20 protein-coding genes are annotated in these 17,187 nt (G+C 74.1%); 11 read left to right on the top strand and 9 right to left on the bottom strand.

The genetic code is table 11. The features are described 5' to 3' along the window. Positions 1-63: 63 nt before the first annotated feature. On the bottom strand, positions 64-1,023 hold the full coding sequence (locus SLP03_RS26105) for a TolB family protein (RefSeq protein ID WP_319463278.1): 960 nt from the start codon (positions 1,021-1,023) through the stop codon (positions 64-66). Between the two features lie 291 nt (positions 1,024-1,314). Between SLP03_RS26105 and SLP03_RS26100 the strand changes: the two genes are divergently transcribed. The 4 genes from SLP03_RS26100 to SLP03_RS26085 all read left to right on the top strand — a co-directional run bounded on the left by SLP03_RS26100 (position 1,315) and on the right by SLP03_RS26085 (position 5,260). Next, positions 1,315-2,325, top strand: a complete 1,011-nt coding sequence (locus SLP03_RS26100; protein WP_319463277.1) for an XRE family transcriptional regulator — start codon at positions 1,315-1,317, stop codon at positions 2,323-2,325. Between the two features lie 578 nt (positions 2,326-2,903). Next, positions 2,904-3,197: a hypothetical protein gene (locus SLP03_RS26095; RefSeq protein WP_319463276.1), complete on the top strand. Its 294-nt coding sequence runs from the start codon at positions 2,904-2,906 to the stop codon at positions 3,195-3,197. 43 nt (positions 3,198-3,240) lie between these two features. After that, positions 3,241-3,813 (top strand): hypothetical protein, encoded by a 573-nt coding sequence (locus tag SLP03_RS26090; RefSeq protein WP_319463275.1) that lies wholly within the window; start codon positions 3,241-3,243, stop codon positions 3,811-3,813. 199 nt (positions 3,814-4,012) lie between these two features. Next, a complete protein-coding gene (locus SLP03_RS26085) occupies positions 4,013-5,260 on the top strand; it encodes a PucR family transcriptional regulator (protein WP_319463274.1) in 1,248 nt (415 codons plus the stop codon). 16 nt (positions 5,261-5,276) lie between these two features. Here SLP03_RS26085 and SLP03_RS26080 read toward each other — a convergent pair whose 3' ends face one another. Next, entirely contained in the window at positions 5,277-5,525 is a 249-nt protein-coding gene (locus SLP03_RS26080; protein ID WP_319463273.1) for a potassium transporter TrkA, read from the bottom strand. Between the two features lie 144 nt (positions 5,526-5,669). Further along, positions 5,670-5,873, bottom strand: a complete 204-nt coding sequence (locus SLP03_RS26075; protein ID WP_319463272.1) for a hypothetical protein — start codon at positions 5,871-5,873, stop codon at positions 5,670-5,672. Between the two features lie 497 nt (positions 5,874-6,370). Here SLP03_RS26075 and SLP03_RS26070 point away from each other — a divergent pair, with 497 nt between their 5' ends. Together SLP03_RS26070 and SLP03_RS26065 are read left to right on the top strand one after the other, a co-directional pair. Then, positions 6,371-7,180 (top strand): rod shape-determining protein, encoded by an 810-nt coding sequence (locus SLP03_RS26070; protein ID WP_319463271.1) that lies wholly within the window; start codon positions 6,371-6,373, stop codon positions 7,178-7,180. A gap of 72 nt (positions 7,181-7,252) precedes the next feature. Beyond that, on the top strand, positions 7,253-7,573 hold the full coding sequence (locus SLP03_RS26065; protein WP_319463270.1) for a TraR/DksA family transcriptional regulator: 321 nt from the start codon (positions 7,253-7,255) through the stop codon (positions 7,571-7,573). Between the two features lie 359 nt (positions 7,574-7,932). Here SLP03_RS26065 and SLP03_RS26060 read toward each other — a convergent pair whose 3' ends face one another. The 3 genes from SLP03_RS26060 to SLP03_RS26050 form a co-directional block, all read right to left on the bottom strand. Beyond that, complete coding sequence (locus SLP03_RS26060; RefSeq protein ID WP_319463269.1) at positions 7,933-10,194, bottom strand: hypothetical protein; 2,262 nt, start codon at positions 10,192-10,194, stop codon at positions 7,933-7,935. Between the two features lie 168 nt (positions 10,195-10,362). Further along, positions 10,363-10,575 carry an MbtH family protein gene (locus SLP03_RS26055; protein ID WP_319463268.1) on the bottom strand — a complete coding sequence of 71 codons (213 nt, stop codon included), beginning with the start codon at positions 10,573-10,575 and terminating at the stop codon, positions 10,363-10,365. 87 nt (positions 10,576-10,662) lie between these two features. Continuing rightward, positions 10,663-10,812 (bottom strand): hypothetical protein, encoded by a 150-nt coding sequence (locus tag SLP03_RS26050; protein ID WP_319463267.1) that lies wholly within the window; start codon positions 10,810-10,812, stop codon positions 10,663-10,665. Here SLP03_RS26050 and SLP03_RS26045 point away from each other — a divergent pair. Next, positions 10,775-11,104 (top strand): bacterial transcriptional activator domain-containing protein, encoded by a 330-nt coding sequence (locus SLP03_RS26045; protein ID WP_319463266.1) that lies wholly within the window; start codon positions 10,775-10,777, stop codon positions 11,102-11,104. The two genes, SLP03_RS26050 and SLP03_RS26045, sit on opposite strands and share 38 nt — an antisense overlap. A 63-nt stretch (positions 11,105-11,167) precedes the next feature. Here SLP03_RS26045 and SLP03_RS26040 read toward each other — a convergent pair whose 3' ends face one another. The 3 genes from SLP03_RS26040 to SLP03_RS26030 are packed head-to-tail and all read right to left on the bottom strand — an operon-like array spanning position 11,168 to position 12,894. Next, positions 11,168-12,064 (bottom strand): alpha/beta hydrolase, encoded by an 897-nt coding sequence (locus tag SLP03_RS26040; RefSeq protein ID WP_319463265.1) that lies wholly within the window; start codon positions 12,062-12,064, stop codon positions 11,168-11,170. Between the two features lie 22 nt (positions 12,065-12,086). Beyond that, positions 12,087-12,512, bottom strand: a complete 426-nt coding sequence (locus tag SLP03_RS26035; RefSeq protein WP_319463264.1) for an NUDIX domain-containing protein — start codon at positions 12,510-12,512, stop codon at positions 12,087-12,089. 4 nt (positions 12,513-12,516) lie between these two features. Beyond that, positions 12,517-12,894 (bottom strand): hypothetical protein, encoded by a 378-nt coding sequence (locus tag SLP03_RS26030; protein WP_319463263.1) that lies wholly within the window; start codon positions 12,892-12,894, stop codon positions 12,517-12,519. Positions 12,895-12,967: 73 nt separating this feature from the next. Between SLP03_RS26030 and SLP03_RS26025 the strand changes: the two genes are divergently transcribed. The 4 genes from SLP03_RS26025 (at position 12,968) to SLP03_RS26010 (ending at position 17,096) form a co-directional block, all read left to right on the top strand. Next, complete coding sequence (locus tag SLP03_RS26025) at positions 12,968-14,233, top strand: MFS transporter (RefSeq protein WP_319463262.1); 1,266 nt, start codon at positions 12,968-12,970, stop codon at positions 14,231-14,233. Between the two features lie 142 nt (positions 14,234-14,375). Beyond that, positions 14,376-14,945: a hypothetical protein gene (locus tag SLP03_RS26020; RefSeq protein ID WP_319463261.1), complete on the top strand. Its 570-nt coding sequence runs from the start codon at positions 14,376-14,378 to the stop codon at positions 14,943-14,945. Between the two features lie 77 nt (positions 14,946-15,022). Further along, positions 15,023-15,703 (top strand): response regulator transcription factor, encoded by a 681-nt coding sequence (locus tag SLP03_RS26015; RefSeq protein ID WP_319463260.1) that lies wholly within the window; start codon positions 15,023-15,025, stop codon positions 15,701-15,703. Positions 15,704-15,707: 4 nt separating this feature from the next. Continuing rightward, positions 15,708-17,096, top strand: coding sequence for a HAMP domain-containing sensor histidine kinase (locus tag SLP03_RS26010; RefSeq protein WP_319463259.1), 1,389 nt, complete (start codon positions 15,708-15,710; stop codon positions 17,094-17,096). The last annotated feature ends 91 nt before the right edge of the window (positions 17,097-17,187 follow it).

Here is a 17,187-nt window from a genome sequence, read left to right as displayed (position 1 = left end):
GGCGGGAGACGCCGACGCGGCGGGCCGGGAGCCGGCCGCCGCGTCGCAGGGTCGTGGTCGGGGTCAGATGTCGCGGGCCCAGTCGAGCCGGCTGCTGTCGTCGTACTCGTCGCCGGGGATCCACCACGGCTCACCGAAGCCGCTGGTGGAGACGATGATGTTGCCGCCGTCCGGGTACTCGTTGGTCGGCGGCACCGACAGCGCCGCGCAGTAGCGGCCGTCGGGGGAGAACACCGGCGACAGGTAGAGCCGCGGGGTGTCGGTGAGCCGCTTCAGCCCGGTGCCGTCGATCCGGACCGATGCCAGCGCCGCACCGCTGGGCACGTCGGTGTCCCGGGTCCAGCGGTTTGTGCAGAACACCACCCGCTCCGAGTTCGGCATGAAGATCGGCCAGTCGAAGTTCTCACCGGCCGCCTCCGGCAGGTAGATCCGCCGCAGCTTCCCGGTGGCCAGGGTCAGCGTCTTCAGCTGCGGACCCTCCGAGCGGCTGTGCCAGCGCATGGCGATCATGGACCCGTCCCGGGACCAGTTCGGCCGGGACATGTAGTGCCCCTGCACGAGCACCCGGATGGCGCCGGTGGCCACGTCGACCGTCACCAGGGTGTCGTGGTTGCGGACCAGGGCGAGCTGGGTGCCGTCCGGCGACCATGTCGGGCTCTCCCAGTAGACGCCCTCCTCCCCCGCCACCAGCGGCAGGGTCTCGCCGGTGACCCGGTCCCAGAGCGCCACGGCGGCCGGGCGCGGCTGGCCGGGGATGTAGGAGTTGTTGCGGAAGGCCACGTACCGGCCGTCGGGCGAGGCGGTGGCGTCGTCGCCCTGGGAGAACAGCAGCTTCGGCGTGGTGCGGCCCGGGTCGACCTGGAACACGCCCGCGGCGCTGACCAGCCACGGCCCGTTGACCACCTCGGTGGTGTCGGCCGCGCTCGCCGGCGCCGACCCGGCCACTCCGCCGGCCAGGCCGGTCGCCGCCGCCGCTCCGGCCAGGGCGGCCCCGCGCAGCATCGTCCGTCGATTCATTTCCATGTGGTGAACCCCCGTGTGAAAAAGACGTCGCCTTACCCTCCAGAAGGGATGGATCTACCTCCATCGGACGACCAGCCCGAGACGGATGGCCGGTCGGTCGGCGGGAGCCGCCCAAAGCCGGGCTGAAGCGGACACCGCAGCGAACCCTCATCCGGCACTAAGACCGCCGTCACGGGCCGTTCCTAGCGTGTGCGGCCATGGCGACACCACGCCTCGTCGCCGTGCTGACCAGGAACGGGGTACCCATGCCACCGCAGGCCGACCGAGGACCTGGTCCGCCGGCTCGACGACGTGCTCGGCGCCCGCGGCGAACTGATCGCCTGCGCCCATCTGGACGTCGCCGCAGCCGTCGACGCCCGCCCCTGGGAAACCGCCGAACTGCTGCGCCGGATGCAGGCCGGCGACACCGCACCGGCCACGATCGAGACCCTCCAGGCGACCGTCACGGAACTCTGCTGCGAGTACGGCTGGCGTGACGCACGTCAACTCCGGGCGGAGGGACAGGGATGGCTGCGAGAGGTGGCTCGCCTGCTGCGCCAGCCGGTCCGACTGCGCGAGCACCGGGAACTGCTGGTGTGCGCGGGCTGGCTGGCGTTGTTGATCGGTTGCGTCGAGTACGACCTCGGCATGCGGGCCGGCGCCGAGGCGACCCGGACCGCTGCCCGACAGCTCGGTGAGGAGGCAGGACACGCGAGCATCACCGGATGGGCCTGGGAGCTGGCCGCCTGGTTCGCGCTCACCCAGTCTCGGCACCCGGCGGTCCTCGCCGCCGCCCGGGCCGGGCAGGATGCGACCGGTGGCTCCGCCGTGGCGGTGCAGCTCATCGCTCAGGAGGCCAAGGCGCTTGGCCGCCTCGGCGACGTCACCGGGGTACACCGGACCCTGGACCGCGGCCGACGCCTGCTGGAATCACTGACCCCGCCCCAACGCCCCGACAATCATTTCGAGGTCGATCCCGCCAAGTGGCTCTTCTACGCCATGGACGCCTATCGGTTCGCCGAGGACGACCGGCTCGCCGAGCACTTCGCCACGGAGGTCATCCGGGAGGCAACCGCACCCGACGGTACGGACCGGTCACCCATGCGGACGGCCGAGGCGCGGCTAACCCTGGCCGCCACCGCGGCACGGGCTGGTGACCTGGAGAAGGCGGTCGGTACGGGGCTGGCGGCGTTCACCGCCGGTCGACGGTCACTGCCGTCGTTGCTCCTGGTCGCCGGTGAGGTGGACGCGGAGCTGCACCGACGCTATCCGCACGAGCCAGCCACCGCCGGGTTCCGCGAGGCGTTGCGGGCGATCCACTGAGTTGGCAGGCGTAGGCCGAAAACGTGGTAATCGGCCTTCCCGGCCACCCATCCGGTGCGGGACAGCCCGGGAAGCGCCGCGGTCGTACCCTGACGCCGTGTCCAGCCTCTTCACTGCGCCGCTCCGCCGGCGCCGGGCCATCCTCGTCGTCGCCGTGGCCGTGGCGGTCGGCTATCCGGTGCTGCGGGGGTTCGCGAGCACCCGGCACGCGCCCCTCACCGAGACGCTGTACTACGGGCTCATGGTAGGCCTCCTCGGCTCGGTGGTTCTGGTGATCGCCACCGTGCCGCAGGGGAAGCCGGCCGCCCTCGTGGCGCGGCCCGACCTGCCCGCCTTCGAGGCCTCGCCCGGCCTGGACGACGTCGGGCTCGCCCTGATCCTCATCTTCACCGCCGGAGGGCAGGCCGGCTCGCTTGTCACCCCGGGGAGGCAGCTGGACGTGGGGGTCGTCGACGTCGTGCTGAGGGTCCTGTTCGCGGCGGTCGCGGTGATACATCTGGTCGGCGCGTGGCAGGGGTTGGGTGTGCGGCTGCGGCCGGACGGCCTGTGGTGGCGGACCCCCGGCCCGGTCGGTCCGCGTGCCATGGGCGGCGCTCGCCCCAGACGGCCCGCCGCGACCCGAACTGAAGGCCAACACCCTGAAGCTCTCCTACGCCCGGCCGGAGCTGGTGCGGCGGCGCGGACCGGGGTGGCGCCTCGACCGGTTCCCCGTCGGCCGGATCCACCCCTGGTTCCTCAGCGACGTCATCCGGCATTACGTGGCGCACCCGGAGCACCGGTCCGCGATCGGCACGGAGACCGAGTACCACCGGCTGCTGGGCGCGCTCGGTGTCAAACCAGCCACCGCCGCGCCGGGCCCCGCCGTCCCCTGACGACGGGACAGCCGGGCGGTCGATCGACCACTATCGTGCGCCCATGAGGATGCGGTCGTTCTGGCCGATGGCGGCCCTGCTGACCGCGGCGCTGGCCGGATGCGGGACGACGGGCGCGGGCGGAGCCGCCCGGTACCCGGGCTGCACGGTCCCCGACGACGAGGACGCGCTGCTCGACGCGTACGCCGACGACCCGGTCCTTGCCGTGCGGCCGGAGGGTGCACGGCGGGCCGGAGACGTCATACGCAGCGAGGGGTGCCGGCGCCTGAACAAGGAGGACGTGTCGAACACCTCGGTCTCCCTCACCTGGCGGCCGGCGCGCGACTACGACGACCCGACCCTGCGACGCACCTTCGACCCAGTGGCCCGGGACGGCGGATGGCGGCCCGTGACGGACGGCGACCCCGGACCGGATCCGGCCGGGCAGGTTGAACTCACCTACTGCCGCGACGTGCTCGGCGTGACCAGCCGCCTCCTGATCCGGTCCCAGCCGGCGCAGCTGGCCGACATCCGGCCGAGCACGGCGCATCGCCCGCCTTCTCCACAGTGGTCGGTCGTCGACCCGGCCGGCATCTACCTCACCATCTACGCCGACCCGGCCTGCCCGAAGCCCTGAGCGGCGGACGGCCCCGCGGGGTGGCTCGTCGGTCCCCGGAATCCGTTCCATCGCCTACCCGACCATGGACGGAGCGCTGATCCGGCACGCGCGCGCCCGGCTGCGGTCACGTGCCGACGCGGCCCGGGCTCGGCTCGGTAGGCTGACCGGGGCCGGATCGGAGGTGAGCGCCGGCCATGTGCCAGGAGGGGCGGAGGGCATGACCGGTGGTATCCGGCGGTCTGGCCAGGGTCCCGCAGCCGGTGCGGACCGGGATGCGTGCCTGGCGGCGATCGCCCGAGCGGCCAGCGCCGACGCCGGTGGGGTTCCCGTGGACCTGCTCGGCGACTACCTGTGGCTGCTCGCCGAGGCGGCGGTGACCGGGCGCCGGCCCCGCCGCGCCGAACTCGACGCCGTGGGCGTGCTGGGGCGGCGCGCCGCCGAGCAGGGTGTGTCGGCCGGGCGGGCGGTCCGGCTGTACCTGTCGGCGGCCCGGCGGCTGTGGCAGCAGATGCCGCAGCTGACGAGGTCCACCGACAGCGAGGTGGTGCGCGCGTCGGCCGAGGCCGTGCTGCATGTCGTCGACAGCGCGGTGGCCACCCTCGCCGAGGGCTACGCCGTGGCCCGCCGGGAGCTGGTCCGGCGGGAGGAGACGCTGCGCCGGGAACTCGTCGACGACCTGCTGCGCGGCGACTCCGACCTGGGTGGCCTGGTGGAGCGCGCCGAGCCGTTCGGGCTGGACCTGGCCCGGGTGCACCAGGTGGCGCTGGCGGCGCCGAGCCGGCGCCGCCTCCCGGACACGGAGGCGGCGATCAGCGCCCTGGAAGCGGTCATCTTCGACCGGCTGGGTGACCGCGACGTGCTGGTGGCCACGAAGGAAGGGCTGCTCGTGGTGATCGCCCCCGCCGACGCGGTGACCCACGACCGGGGGGCCCGCGAGCGGGACTCGGTCGGCGACCTCGGGCGGTTGATGCACGCGGAACTTGACCGCCTGCCGCGTGGCGGCCCGTGGCAGGTGGCGGTCGGCCGCCCGCACCCCGGCCTCTACGGCATCGCCCGTTCCTACGAGGAGGCCCGTGAGGCGCTGACGATGGCGCAGCGACTGAACGCCGACGCGGCCGTCATCGGTGCCCATGACCTGCTCGTCTACCGGGTCCTGCTGCGTGACCAGCCAGCGATCGTCGATCTCGTCCAGGCGGTGCTCAGCCCGCTGCGCGAGACCCGCGGTGGTGCCCAGCCGCTGCTGGACACCCTCGACGCGTACTTCGCCGCCGGCGGCGTCGCCACCGAGGCTGCCCGCCGGCTGCACGTGTCGGTCCGCACGGTCACCTACCGGCTGAACAGGATCAAGACGATCAGCGGTTACGACCCGAACGACCCGAGCGACCGCTTCACCCTGCAGGCCGCGGTGTACGGGGCGAGAGCGCTGGACTGGCCGCACCAGCCGCTGCCCGGTCCGACGTCGTAGGCGGCGACCTGGCGCCTCATCCACACCGGTCGTCGCCGGCGGCCACCTCGACCACGTCGAGCAGGCCCAACAGGCCGGCCAGCGTGGCCGCCTCGGACCGGGTGAGGCGGAGGCCGCAGGTGCTGTCCGGATCATCCAGGTCATCGTGGATGACATCCCGGCGGTCCTCCCCTCGGTACTCGACCACCCCGACCCGGCGGCCCTGCGCGGTGGTGAAGGTGTGCCGCACCCCGATGCCGGGCAGCGGCGTACGTTCGATGTTCATACGTGCTCCGTACTGGAGAGGCTGGTGTCGGTGGCCGCGACCCCCGCGGGCGCGCGGCCGGTCTTGGCAGGAGCGCGGCGGCCACTGCCGCTGGCTCCGGACCCGGCGTGGACCCGGGTTGGTGGCGTGGTTCGCGCGGCGCCCTCAGGCGACGGCGGGGCTGCCCGGCGGCGCCCGGTCGGCCGACCAGGCCGGCACACAGCCGGGGATGGCCTTCACCAGCCTGACGACGATGCACAGCCCCACCGGACGGCATGCGTGCCGGGCCGCGGTGAGCACGGCCACCACGTCGAGCATCGCCAGCGCGCGGCGCTGGTCGACGTCGGATCGGGGCCCGGGCCGTGACATGCGGCCACCATAGCCGCACGACCGACCCCACCGCGGATGTCGCCGTCGCGGGCGGATGGGGCCGCCTCGGATGTGCTCCGCGGCCAGGCAGATCGCCGGTGGCCGGCAACCAAGCCGCCGGATGTTGGCCGGCCGCAGGCCATGTCAGTCCGTCGTTTCGGACCGACTCTGGAAGTCCCACACGTTGCTGACCGGCGAGGAGGCGGATGATGACGACCAGCATGGCGGCTCTGCCACCCGTGCCAGCCGGTCGCCCCCGGTCTCGCGGTCGGCGTCTCCCGGCGGCTGCCGCGAGGGCACCGCGATGACCAGCCGCCAGATCGCGCTTCGGACATTCCCCCACCGGCCGGCGCCGATCGGAGTGCCGGGCACGGCCGACGGGTGACCGGGCCCGGCTGACCGCAGCCGCTCACGGTCAGCGCATTTCCGTCGTCTCCCACGCCGCCCGCGTCCGGGCGGCGGCATCGTCACATCCACCGTTGAAAGAAGAGGTCGGCATGCCCGTCGCCCAGACCCCCACCGGTCACAGGCCGGACACCGCTGGCACCGTCTCCGTACCCACCAGCACCATCGGGGCCTCCACCACCCGTCCCAGCCCGATCGCCGTCGACCTCGGCAGCGGCCAGTTGCGGATCCGGCTGGGCAGCCACGAGCTGGTCGGCGACCGGTCGGTCCGGCGGTATCCGGTGGTACGGCGCGGCCGGATCATCGACGGTGCCGGATGTGCTGCCGCGCTGGCTCAGCTGCTGCGACAGCACCACGTCGGGGTGCCGGCCCGGCCGCTTGTCGTCGTCTGCCGTCCGCTGCTGGCGACAGCGGCCGACCAGGACATGACCCGACGAGTCCTCGACGCCGTGTTCGCGCCCGCGCGACTGCTGTTCATCGACACCGTACGCGCCGCCGCCATCGGTGCCGGGGCCGGCGCCGGCACGCTGCTCGTCGCCGACGTCGGCGCCCAGCTCACCGAGGTGGCCATCCTGCGAGACAGCCAGGTGATCGCAGGCCGGCGCGCGAACCTCGGCACCTGCGACCTGGCCCACGGAGCCACCGTCGAGATGCTCGCCGACACGCTCACCCGCCTGGTGCGGGAGCTGACCCGGGGGCCAGGGGCGGTGCCGTCGGCCGCCACCGCCCTCGCCCGCGGGATGGTCATCGTCGGGGACGGCGCCACTCGACCCGACCTGAGAGACCGCCTCGCCGCGACGATGGGGACCTCGGTGCACCGCGCCGCGGGACCCCGCACGGCGGCGCTGACCGGCGCGAGCCTGGCCGCGGCGGCCGCGGCTCGACACCCGGCCGCGGACTGAGCTGAGCCCTCAGCCCTCCCTCCGCACCGGTCCCATACCGCGCGTTCCACCGACAGGAAAGGCACCTACGCCATGACCGACACGCTACGCAGCCGAACCGAAGCCCTGCGCGACCTCCTCGAACGGCAGTTCCAGGCGCACACCGGTCAGCTCACCGAACTCACCGTGTACAGCCGGGAAGCCGACCACGGTGGCTACGATCCCGACACGTTGCGGGCCCTCATGGAGACCGCCCGCCAGGGCATCGCGGACACCGCGACGGCATTGCGCCGCATGTCCGAGGGCAGCTACGGGCGCTGCGAGGGCTGCGGCGGTGAGATCCCGGTGGCCCGGCTGGAGATCCTCCCATCGGCCCGCTACTGCGTCCCGTGCCAGCAGCGGCAGCGACGTTGAGCATCGTCGCTCAGCTCACCGGGACGCGTCCGATGCCAGGTGTTCGCGGACGCTGCGCGGGCGCATGTCGGTCCAGGTCCGCTCGACGAAGTCCATGCACTGACGGAAAAACCCCTGTGGAGCGGACGTAAGACCGGGGCATGCTCCGGCGGATCGCGGTGAAGCAGGAACCCACCCGGGCGTTGCGCGTTCCGCGTGCAGTGCGGAGGGACTCCCCGCCATTCATGGCGGTGGAGGAAGTCAAGAACGTGCGGTGTGGACCTGGCGGCCGGAGTGGCCGCCCCGGTCGACGACCGGCGACCGGAGGGGATAGCGGGACGGGCCAGGTACTGATCCATGTCCCCGTCGACGGCGCTCGCTCATCCGGACGGGCCGCCGGTCCCGCCGCCGTCGACGGATTCGCCCCGGTCGAGGCGGTCGGCGAGTTCGGCGACGATGGCGCCGTACCGCGGGTCCGTGTGGTACGGCCAGTGTGCCTCGATCGGCGGCGGGACGGTGTTCATCGGCTCGACGGTGACCGCGCGGGGGTCGCGCAGGCGCACGTCGACGCGGCCGGCCGGTCCGCCGACGGCGGGCCGGTCGCCGGGCCGGTGGCTGGAGAAGATCGGCCCACCGACCGGATCGGTGTTCCGCCACAGGTTGCGCCAGCGCCACCCGATCCGGTCGCCGATCTCACGCAGGACGTCGTCGCCGAAGTAGGCCGGCATGAGGTGGCCGTAGAGCCGGCGCAGCGGAGAGCCGTAGGTGAGCAGGGCGACCCGGCGCAACGTCTCCGGTGGCAGTTGGAGGATGGCCGCCGCGGCCAGCGCGGCACCGTGGCTGTGCCCGGACAGCAGCACCTTCTGGTCCTGGCTCAGTTCGCTCACCCGCCTGGCGAGCTCTGGTACTGCGCGTTCGGCGTAGCAGGGCGGCGCGAATGGGTGGGTCGTACGGGGAAAAAAGGTGCCCAGATCCCACAGCACCCCGATGGCGCGCCGGACCTCCGGGGAGACATAGGCCATCACGGCGATCATCAGCAGCGCGACGATGATCAGCCCCAGCGCGAACGTCCCCGCGTCGGTGAGATAGGCCGCGAACCCCACGAACATACCGTTTGTTCCGGTGAGCTGCTGCGCCAGTTGGGTCGGCCCGATCCCGGCCAGGTCGAGCGCGGTGATCGCGAGGCTCAGCAGCGAGAGCACGAAGTACACGATGATCAGGGGGCTGAACTGCTCGGCCAGACGTGATCTGCTGATCACCCGGCGCACCCGGGTGGCCTCCTGCGGCTGTGCGTCGGGAAAGTCCTCCCGGCTGATCTGGGCTGCCATCCGGTCCCGTTTGTGCCGGGTGAACCGGCTGGCGTACAACCCCACGGCGGCGACCATCAGCACGGCGACGAGGGCGCCCAGCGCCTCCCACCGGTAAGCGATCGGCGGGTCCAGTGGCGGGGCGCCGGGAGGCGGTGGATGCCCCGGGCCCGGGATGTCGCCACGGTCCAGGATGTCGGCCACCCGGTACACGAGTCCCGCGGTGAAGGTCGCCGCGAGACCGACTGAGACCGCGCCGAACACCGGGGCGCCCAGACCCCGGAAGAACGCCTTCGCGTCGGGCGGTACCGCACGCTGCTGCCACACCGTGACCCCCGCGAGCGCCGTCAGCAGCGCGGCCTGTCCGAGGATCACTGCGTTGACGGTGGTGGCGAAGCCTGGCAGCGGCGCTCCCACGGGTACGGGGGACCGCGGCAGCAGGGCGTACCCGGCGGTGAGGACAGTGAGCGCGGCGACGGCCGCACGCAGTGGCCGGATGACCGACCCGGTCCAGTCCCAGCCGGTGTGCGGGGCGCTCAGCGCGGGCAGGCAGAGCAGCGCCAGGCAGGCCGTCAAGAGCAACGCGGTCGCGGCGACGAGCGCGCCGCCGGCCGGGCTGCCGTCCTGGGAGGTGAGCGCGATGAGGATGGTGACGTCCAGCGTGGCGTACGCGATCGCCACGTGGATCGACCGGAGCCGCCCGACGAGCGCCTTACCGCTCCAGAAGCCGCGGGCGTCGAGCCGGTCGGCCGGGGGGGCTCCGGAGGTGCCGTACGAGGATTCGAACGCTTCAAATGCATGCGCGGACCGCGCACCGACCCACCAGAGGAGGCGGATGGCGACGGCCGGGATCACGGCGAGGACGACCAGGCGTGGCCCGGTCGGCAGCTCGCCGAGCCAGGAAAGGTACCACCGCCCGGCGCTGCACGGTTGGTATGGCGCGCACTGCCAGCCGACGAGGTCCAGGGCGACACCGATGATCGACAACACGAACATGACGGTGATGGTGGCGCCGAGCAGGCGGCACAGGGCCTTCACCGCGCCACCGCCAGCGGCCGGGAGCCGTAGCCACGCCGTCAGGTTGCTGAACATGAAGGGCAGCAGGAAGAGCATCGACAGGGTCCGGGCCACTGTGCCTACGGTCAGGTTCCGCCACTGGTACGCCTCGATCGTGACCCCGGCGGGCCCGGAGGTGACCCCGAACCCCGGCCGGGGACGGTAGAAGCCGGCGTTCTCGTCCCCGGCGACCCGGACTACCACGGGGTGGTCCAGCAGCTCCTCCGCCCGCACCCCGGCGACCCCGTGTACGCGGAGCTCAACGACATCTCGCGACATCTGCCCCCGATCACCTCGTCGGGTCGGTCCCCCGGGCCGCCGTAGGCCCGCTCGATGCTGCCCGGCGCGCATACCCGGGAAGGGGCCCGCTACGCCCGCCCGCGCCCACTCGGCGGGTGGCGCCGACGACCGGGGCGGCCGGCGACGCCACCGCAGGGCCGCCTCAGGTCACCGGGCGTTCTCGGCCGCGAGGTGCTCCCGGACGCTGCACGGGCGCATGTCGGTCCAGGCCCGCTCGACGAAGTCCAGGCACTCCTGGCGGCTGCCGGCGCAGCCGGCGTCCCGCCAGCCGGCCGGAACCTCCTTGTGCCGGGGCCAGAGCGCGTACTGCTCCTCGTCGTTGACCAGGACGCGGTGCTCGCCGTTGGTCTCGTCAGCCATCGCCGTTCCTCTCCTCGTGTCGGGCCAGGTGCAGCTCGCGGGCCAGGCGTTCCGGGGAGAGCGCCCGGATCTCCGCAAGCAGGTCGGTCAGCACGGCGTCCGCGGGCACGGCGTCCGCGGGGAGTACGTCGTCGGCCGGCCGGCGGGCGCCGGGACCGGCCGGGCCAGCGCGGCGACGGTACGGGCCAGCGCGGCCGGGGTGGGCGACTCGAAGATCGCGCCCGGCGGCAGGTCCACGCCGAGCGCGTCCCGGAGCCGGGCCACCACCCTGGTGCACACCAGCGTGCTGCGCGTGCTCGCCCAGCACGCCCCGGGCACCGACCAGAAGCTGGTCTACCTGATGCGGCTGGTGCACCGCGACCCGTACGACGAGGACGCCCACCCGGAGCTGGTCCAGGTGCTCCGGGCGGCCGGCCGGCACGGCGAGGCGCAGCGGCGCTACCGGACGTACGCCGAGCGGATGCGCGAGCTGGGCATCACGCCGGCCGGCGGCTTCGGCCGGCGGTCGCTCATCGAGCACCCGGCGTGACCTCCACCGGGGACGGTGTCCGCGGCCCGCCGAGGTGCGGGCGGGTCGACCGCGGCGGGACGGTCAGCCGGTCAGCGCCGCGCTGATCGCCCGCACCTGGTCGGGGGCGACCGAAGCCCAGAAGTCGTTGTCGTGGCAGCCCGTGCCGATCGCCACCACGCCCGGGTCGGGCAGCCGGTCGCGCAGCGTCCGCACCGCCGGGGCGAACGGGTCGGCCGCGCCGATCGCGATCCGTACCGGCAGGCCGGCGAATTCCCGGGCCCGGGCCGTCACGTCGTAGCGGGCCCACTCGTCGGCGCTGTCGAACGCGCCGGCGTTGACGCCGCGGGCGTCGTCGTACGAGTGGAAGATCGCCGGTGAGGTTGCCACCACCGCCCGGAACCGCTCGCGGTGGGTCAGGGCGGCGAGCAGCGCCCCGTACCCGCCCATCGACCAGCCGGCCACCGCGACCCGGTCGGTACGCAGGCCGCGCGTGGCGAGCAGCGGCAGGAACTCGTCGACCAGCATCCCGAGGGGATCGTCGTCGGCGTGCGGATGCCAGTAGCCGTTCCCGCCGTCGGGTGCGGCCAACACGAACGGGGCGACGCCGTCGCGCAGCGCGCCGGCCAGGAACTCCGGGTAGCGGGCGGCGGCGACGGCGGTGCGGGCGTCGGCGGCGTACCCGTGCAGGGCCAGGCAGACGGGCAGCCGCGTACCCGGGGCGTACCCGGGCGGGTAGGAGATGGCGAAGGCGACCTCCCGGCGGCGCGCCGCGGAGCGGAAGCTGCCGGTGACCGGCGGCGGCGCGACGCCGCGCGGCGCGTCGGGCGGCGGGGCGTCGCAGCGGCCCAGCGCGTGGTTGAGCACCGACCGGCCGGGCAGCACCTCGGCGTCGACCAGGGCGAGGCCGCCCGCGCCGAGCCCGGTGACGCCGACGGCGGCGCCGAGGGACTGCAACAGTCGACGACGGGTGACCGGCATGCGGTCACCGTAGCCGGTGCGGTCAGCCCAGGTGGTCCGGCAGCAGCGCCAGCGTCGGCGGGAGCTGCGAGTGCAGCGGGGTGGGCAGGTCGTCGCGGGTGTACCAGCCGAGCCGGTCGAACTTGTGCGGCTCCCCGATGGCGACCGTTGCCGGGTCGACCCGGACCGCGAAGACCACCGCCACCCAGTGCGACGGCGGGTCGTCGCGCAGCACGTTGCGGACCCCGAGCAGGGTGATCTCCAGGGGCGTGGTGGCGTACTCCTCGGGGACCTCGCGGGCGACGGCGGCCTCGAAGGTCTCCCCGTACTCCAGCGCGCCCGCACCGGTGTCCCAGGTGCCGGGTTCGTCGCGGGCGCCGGCGCCGCGCCGGGCCAGCAGCAACCGGCCCGCACCGTCGTGGCAGACGAAGACGCAGGACACCGAGGGGGTACGGATCGCGTCGGGCATCAGGTCATTCTGCGCCACCGGCCGCCTCGGGCGGACCGGCGCCGGCGATCAGCGCCTCCGCCGAGCTGGTCCGGGCGTAGAGCAGGACCGGCTGCGGCGCGCGTTCGGAGAGGTTCGACCAGACCCGTGACCCGGCGAACACCGACGGGACCAGCAGCAGGCCCCGACCGTCCAGGACGGCGGCGCCCGCCCGGGTGAGATGGTCGACGTGCAGGGTCCCGTCGTCCCAGGAGACGTAGGGGTCGATCCGGTTGAGCAGGCCCTGCACGCCGTCGGCCGCCATCCGACCGGCGCCGACCAGCACCTCGCGTTCCAGCAGGGTCCGCATCCGGGGCCAGTACGGGGCGATGGCGGCGTCCACCCCCAGCGCGACGCTCAGCATCGACACCTCCCCGCGGATTCGACGCAGCTCAAACTTATCGACTCCGGCACCCGCACCGACCAGAGTCGTGGCCATGACCGCCACCACCGCCGCGCCGGGGTCCACCCGCTGGCCCCGGCCGTTCCGCTACGTCTACGCCGCCAGTCTGACCGAGAACCTGGGTTTCCAGGTGGGCTATCTGGCCGTGCCGGCGCTGGCCGTGTCGGTACTCGCGGCCACCCCCGGGCAGGTCGGCCTGCTCGCCGTGCTCAGCACCGTCGCGTTCCTGCTGATCGGACTGCCCGCCGGAGTGTGGGTCGACCGGTCGCCCCGGAGAACCGTGATGATCACCGCGGACCTGGCCCGCGCCGCGCTGTACGCCTCGATCCCGCTGGCCTGGTGGGCGGACGCGCTCACCATCGGACAGCTGTACGCGGTGGTGCTGCTCACCGGCATCGGCACGGTCTTCGGCGACGTGGCCGCCCAGAGCTTCCTGCCGGAACTGGTCGGCCGGGACCGGCTGGTGGCGGCGAACTCGCTGCTGATGACCACCAACGCGACCGTCCAGATCGGCGGCCGGGGCTTCGGCGGGCTACTCGTGCAGTGGCTCGGCGCGCCGGTCGCGCTGGCCCTGAACGCGGTCACCCACCTAATCTCCGCGCTCGCCCTCACCCGGGTACGCCCCGCCGCCCCGACGCCCGCCGACCGGGGCCGCCCGACCGGCGGCTTCGGCCGGCAACTCGCCGAGGGCGTCCGGCACGTGCTGGGCAGCCCACAGCTGCGCCCGCTGGCCGTCTCGCTCGCCGGCATCAACCTGACCGTCAACCTGATGACCACCATGCTGCCGGTGGTCTTCCTGCGCGAGCTCGGGCTCGGCGCCGGCGTACTCGGGCTCTTCCTCGGCGCCGGTGGGATCGGCGCGCTGCTGGGCGCGGTGACGGCCCGCCCGTTGGCCGCCCGGATCGGGCACGGCCGAGCGCTCTGGCTGCCCGGCCTGCTGGTGGCGCCGGCCGGGGCCCTCGTCGCGCTGGTCGACACCGGAGGGTGGCTGTGGCTGGCCGGATTCGGGTGGCTGGCGCTGGCCTGGCGGACCGGGATCGGCAACGTGATCGGAGTCAGCCTGCGGCAGCGGGTCACCCCGGACCCGTTGCTCGGCCGGATGAACGCCACCTTCCGGTTCCTGCTCACCGGCGCGATAGCGGTCGGCGCCGGACTGGCCGGGCTGCTCGGCCAGTACGCGGGCACGCGTACGTCGCTCTGGGTGGGCGCGGCCGGCGCCGCGCTGACCTGGCTGCCGCTGTACCGGTCGCCGCTGCGGACGCTGTCCGACCCGTCCGCCCTTCCCGCGGTCGACCGCTGACGGTCCCGGGCGGGACCGTCGGCGCGGGCGAATCGCTGTTACCCGATGGTTACCCGGCTGCGAAGCCGCTGTGGCACGGCGCGCCGACCGTCGAGTCGGGACAACCAATGCGGGTCCCGCGACAGTCGACAGGGAGGACACGATGAGACTGAGGAGAGCACTGGTGGCGCTGACCGTGGTGTTCGGCGGGCTGCTCGCCGGCACGGGTGGCGCGGCGGCGGCGACCACGCCGTACTGCGGGATCACCTGGGGCAGCACGGCCAGGTCGGGCGGCGCGTTGAGCAGCGCCCCGCTGATGGAGGTCCGGGCCGGGAAGCACGACTGCTGGGACCGGGTGGTGTTCGAGTTCGCCGGGCCGGCGAACGGCTGGTCGGTCGCCTACGGCGAGACCTGGACCGAGGGGCAGGGGCTGGCGCTGTCGCCGTACCCGGCGGGCGGCGCGCTGCTGCGGGTCTCCCTGCGGGCCCCGGCGTACGACGCGAACCACGCCGCTACCGTGCCGTACCGCACCGGCGACCACGCCGTGAACGCGCTGGGCTACCGGACGCTGCGGGACGTGGTCTTCGGCGGCAGCTTCGAGGGCTACACGACGTTCGCGGTGGGGGTCCGGGCGCGGCTGCCGTTCCGGGTGTTCGTGCTCGCCGGCCCGAGCACGCACAGCCGGATCGTGCTGGAGGTCGCCCACCAGGGGCAGGCTTGCCCCGCCGGGTGATGCGGGCCGGCTGGCCCTCATCACCGACCGTTGCGCCAGGGCCCCGGACCGTCGTACCGGGCTACCCTGAGGTGGTCATGGAGGGCCGCGTGCTGGTCGTCGAGGACGATGCCTCCATCCGGGAGGTCACCGCCCTCGGTCTGCGGCGGGCCGGGTTCCGGGTGGACACCGCGGTCGACGGCCGGGCCGCTCTCGCCGCCTGGCGCGCCCGGCCGGTCGACCTGATCGTGCTCGACGTCATGCTGCCCGGCCTGGACGGCTTCGAGGTGTGCCGGGAGATCCGCCGCACCAGCCAGGTGCCGATCCTGATGCTCACCGCCCGCACCGACACCATCGACGTGGTGGTCGGGCTGGAGTGCGGCGCCGACGACTACCTCCGCAAGCCGTTCGACCTGCCGGAGCTGGTCGCCCGGGTCCGCGCGGTGCTGCGCCGGACGGTCGCCCCCGTCGAGGAGACCACGGTGACCGCCGGCCCGCTGGAGATCGACCCGGCCCGCTTCGTGGCCCGCAAGGCGGGCCGGGAGCTGACCCTGACCGCGACCGAGTTCCGGTTGCTGCTGGAGCTGGCCCGCCGACCGGGCCAGGTGTTCACCCGGGAGCTGCTGCTGGACCGGGTCTGGGGGCACGCCTACCTCGGCGACTCGCGGCTGGTGGATGTGGCGGTACAACGGCTGCGGGCCAAGGTGGAGGACGACCCCGCCGAGCCGGAGCTGATCCGGACGGTCCGTGGGGCCGGTTACAAGCTGTCGACGGGGTGAGATCGTGGCCGGCCGCGTACCCCCGGGGCGCCTGCGGCGCCGGCTCGTCATCGCGTTCGTGCTGGTCGCCGGGGTCTCCGCCGGGGTGCTGGCCGGTGGCTCGTACCTGATGCTGCGGCAGGCCCGGTTCGACGGCTCGCTGCAACGCGCGGCGGCCGACGCCCGCTACCAGCTGGTGCTGGCCGGGCAGTTCCTGCCGCTGACCGACGCCCGCCGGGCGGATCTGCTGACCAGCTTCGAGGGCAACGGACGGCACGTGCTGCTCGTCGACGGCGACGCCGAGGCGTCGAACCCCCGCTACGCGCCGACGCCCGGGCGGGCCCTGCGGGCCGCGGTCGCCGCCGGGCAGCTCGGCTACCAACGCTCCCCCGACGGCGCCCGGCCGCACCTGCTCGTGGTCGGCGGCCGGATCCCCGGCTCCCGCACCGAGCTGTACGTGGTGACCGTGGAGGACGACCTCGTTGACGGCCTGCGCCAGCTCCGGACCGCGTTGGCGGTGGGCTGGGTGGCGGTGCTGCTGCTCGCCGCCGGGGTGGGCAACGCCCTGGCCCGGCGGACGCTGGAGCCGGTGGGGCGGGCGAGCCGGGCGGCCCGCGCGGTCGCCGAGGGACTGCTGGACACCCGGCTGCCGGTGCGCGGCCGGGACGAGTTCAGCGCCTGGGCCGCGTCGTTCAACGAGATGGCCGAGGCGCTGGAGACGAAGATCGAGGCGTTGTCCCGGGCCCGGGCCCGGGAGCGGCGGTTCACCGCCGACGTGGCGCACGAGCTGCGTACGCCGGTGACCGCCCTGGTGGCGGCGGCGTCGCTGCTCGCCGAGCAGGTGGACGCGTTGCCCGCCGACGCCCGCCGGGCCGCCGAACTGCTCGTCACCGACGTGGTCCGGCTACGCCGGCTGGTGGAGGAGCTGATGGAGATTTCCCGCCTGGACGCCGGGCGGGAGGACCTGTCGGTGCGGCCGGTGGACGTCGTCGCGCTGCTGGGCGGCATCGTCGACGCCCGCGGCTGGACCGGCCGGGTGGCGGTGGCCGGGGACGCGACGCCGGTCGGCACCGACCCGCGCCGCCTGGAACGGGTGCTGGCCAACCTGGTGTCCAACGCGGTCGAGCACGGCGGCGGCGAGGTCCGGGCGGAGGTACGGCACACCGGCGGCACCGTCACCGTCGAGGTCACCGACCAGGGGCCCGGCATCCCCGCCGAGCACCTGCCGCACGTGTTCGACCGCTTCTACAAGGTCGACCCGTCCCGTACCGGCCCGGGCAGCGGCCTGGGGCTCGCCATCGCCCGGGAGAACGCCCGGCTGCTCGGCGGGCGCCTGGGCGTGCGCAGCGAGGCCGGCCGGGGCACCCGGTTCCGCCTGGAGCTGCCCGTCCGTCCCACGGAGGAGGGTGACTGATGCGACGACTGACCGCTGCGCTGACGGGGTTCGTGCTGCTCGCAGCCGGCTGCGCGCCGGCCCGGACGGGCACCCTCGGGCCGGCGCCAGC

The sequence above is a fragment of the Micromonospora sp. RTP1Z1 genome, assembly GCF_033804685.1.
GTDB lineage: Bacteria > Actinomycetota > Actinomycetes > Mycobacteriales > Micromonosporaceae > Micromonospora.
The sequence above is the reverse complement of the archived record's forward strand: the minus strand, read 5'-3'. Positions and strand labels throughout refer to the sequence as shown.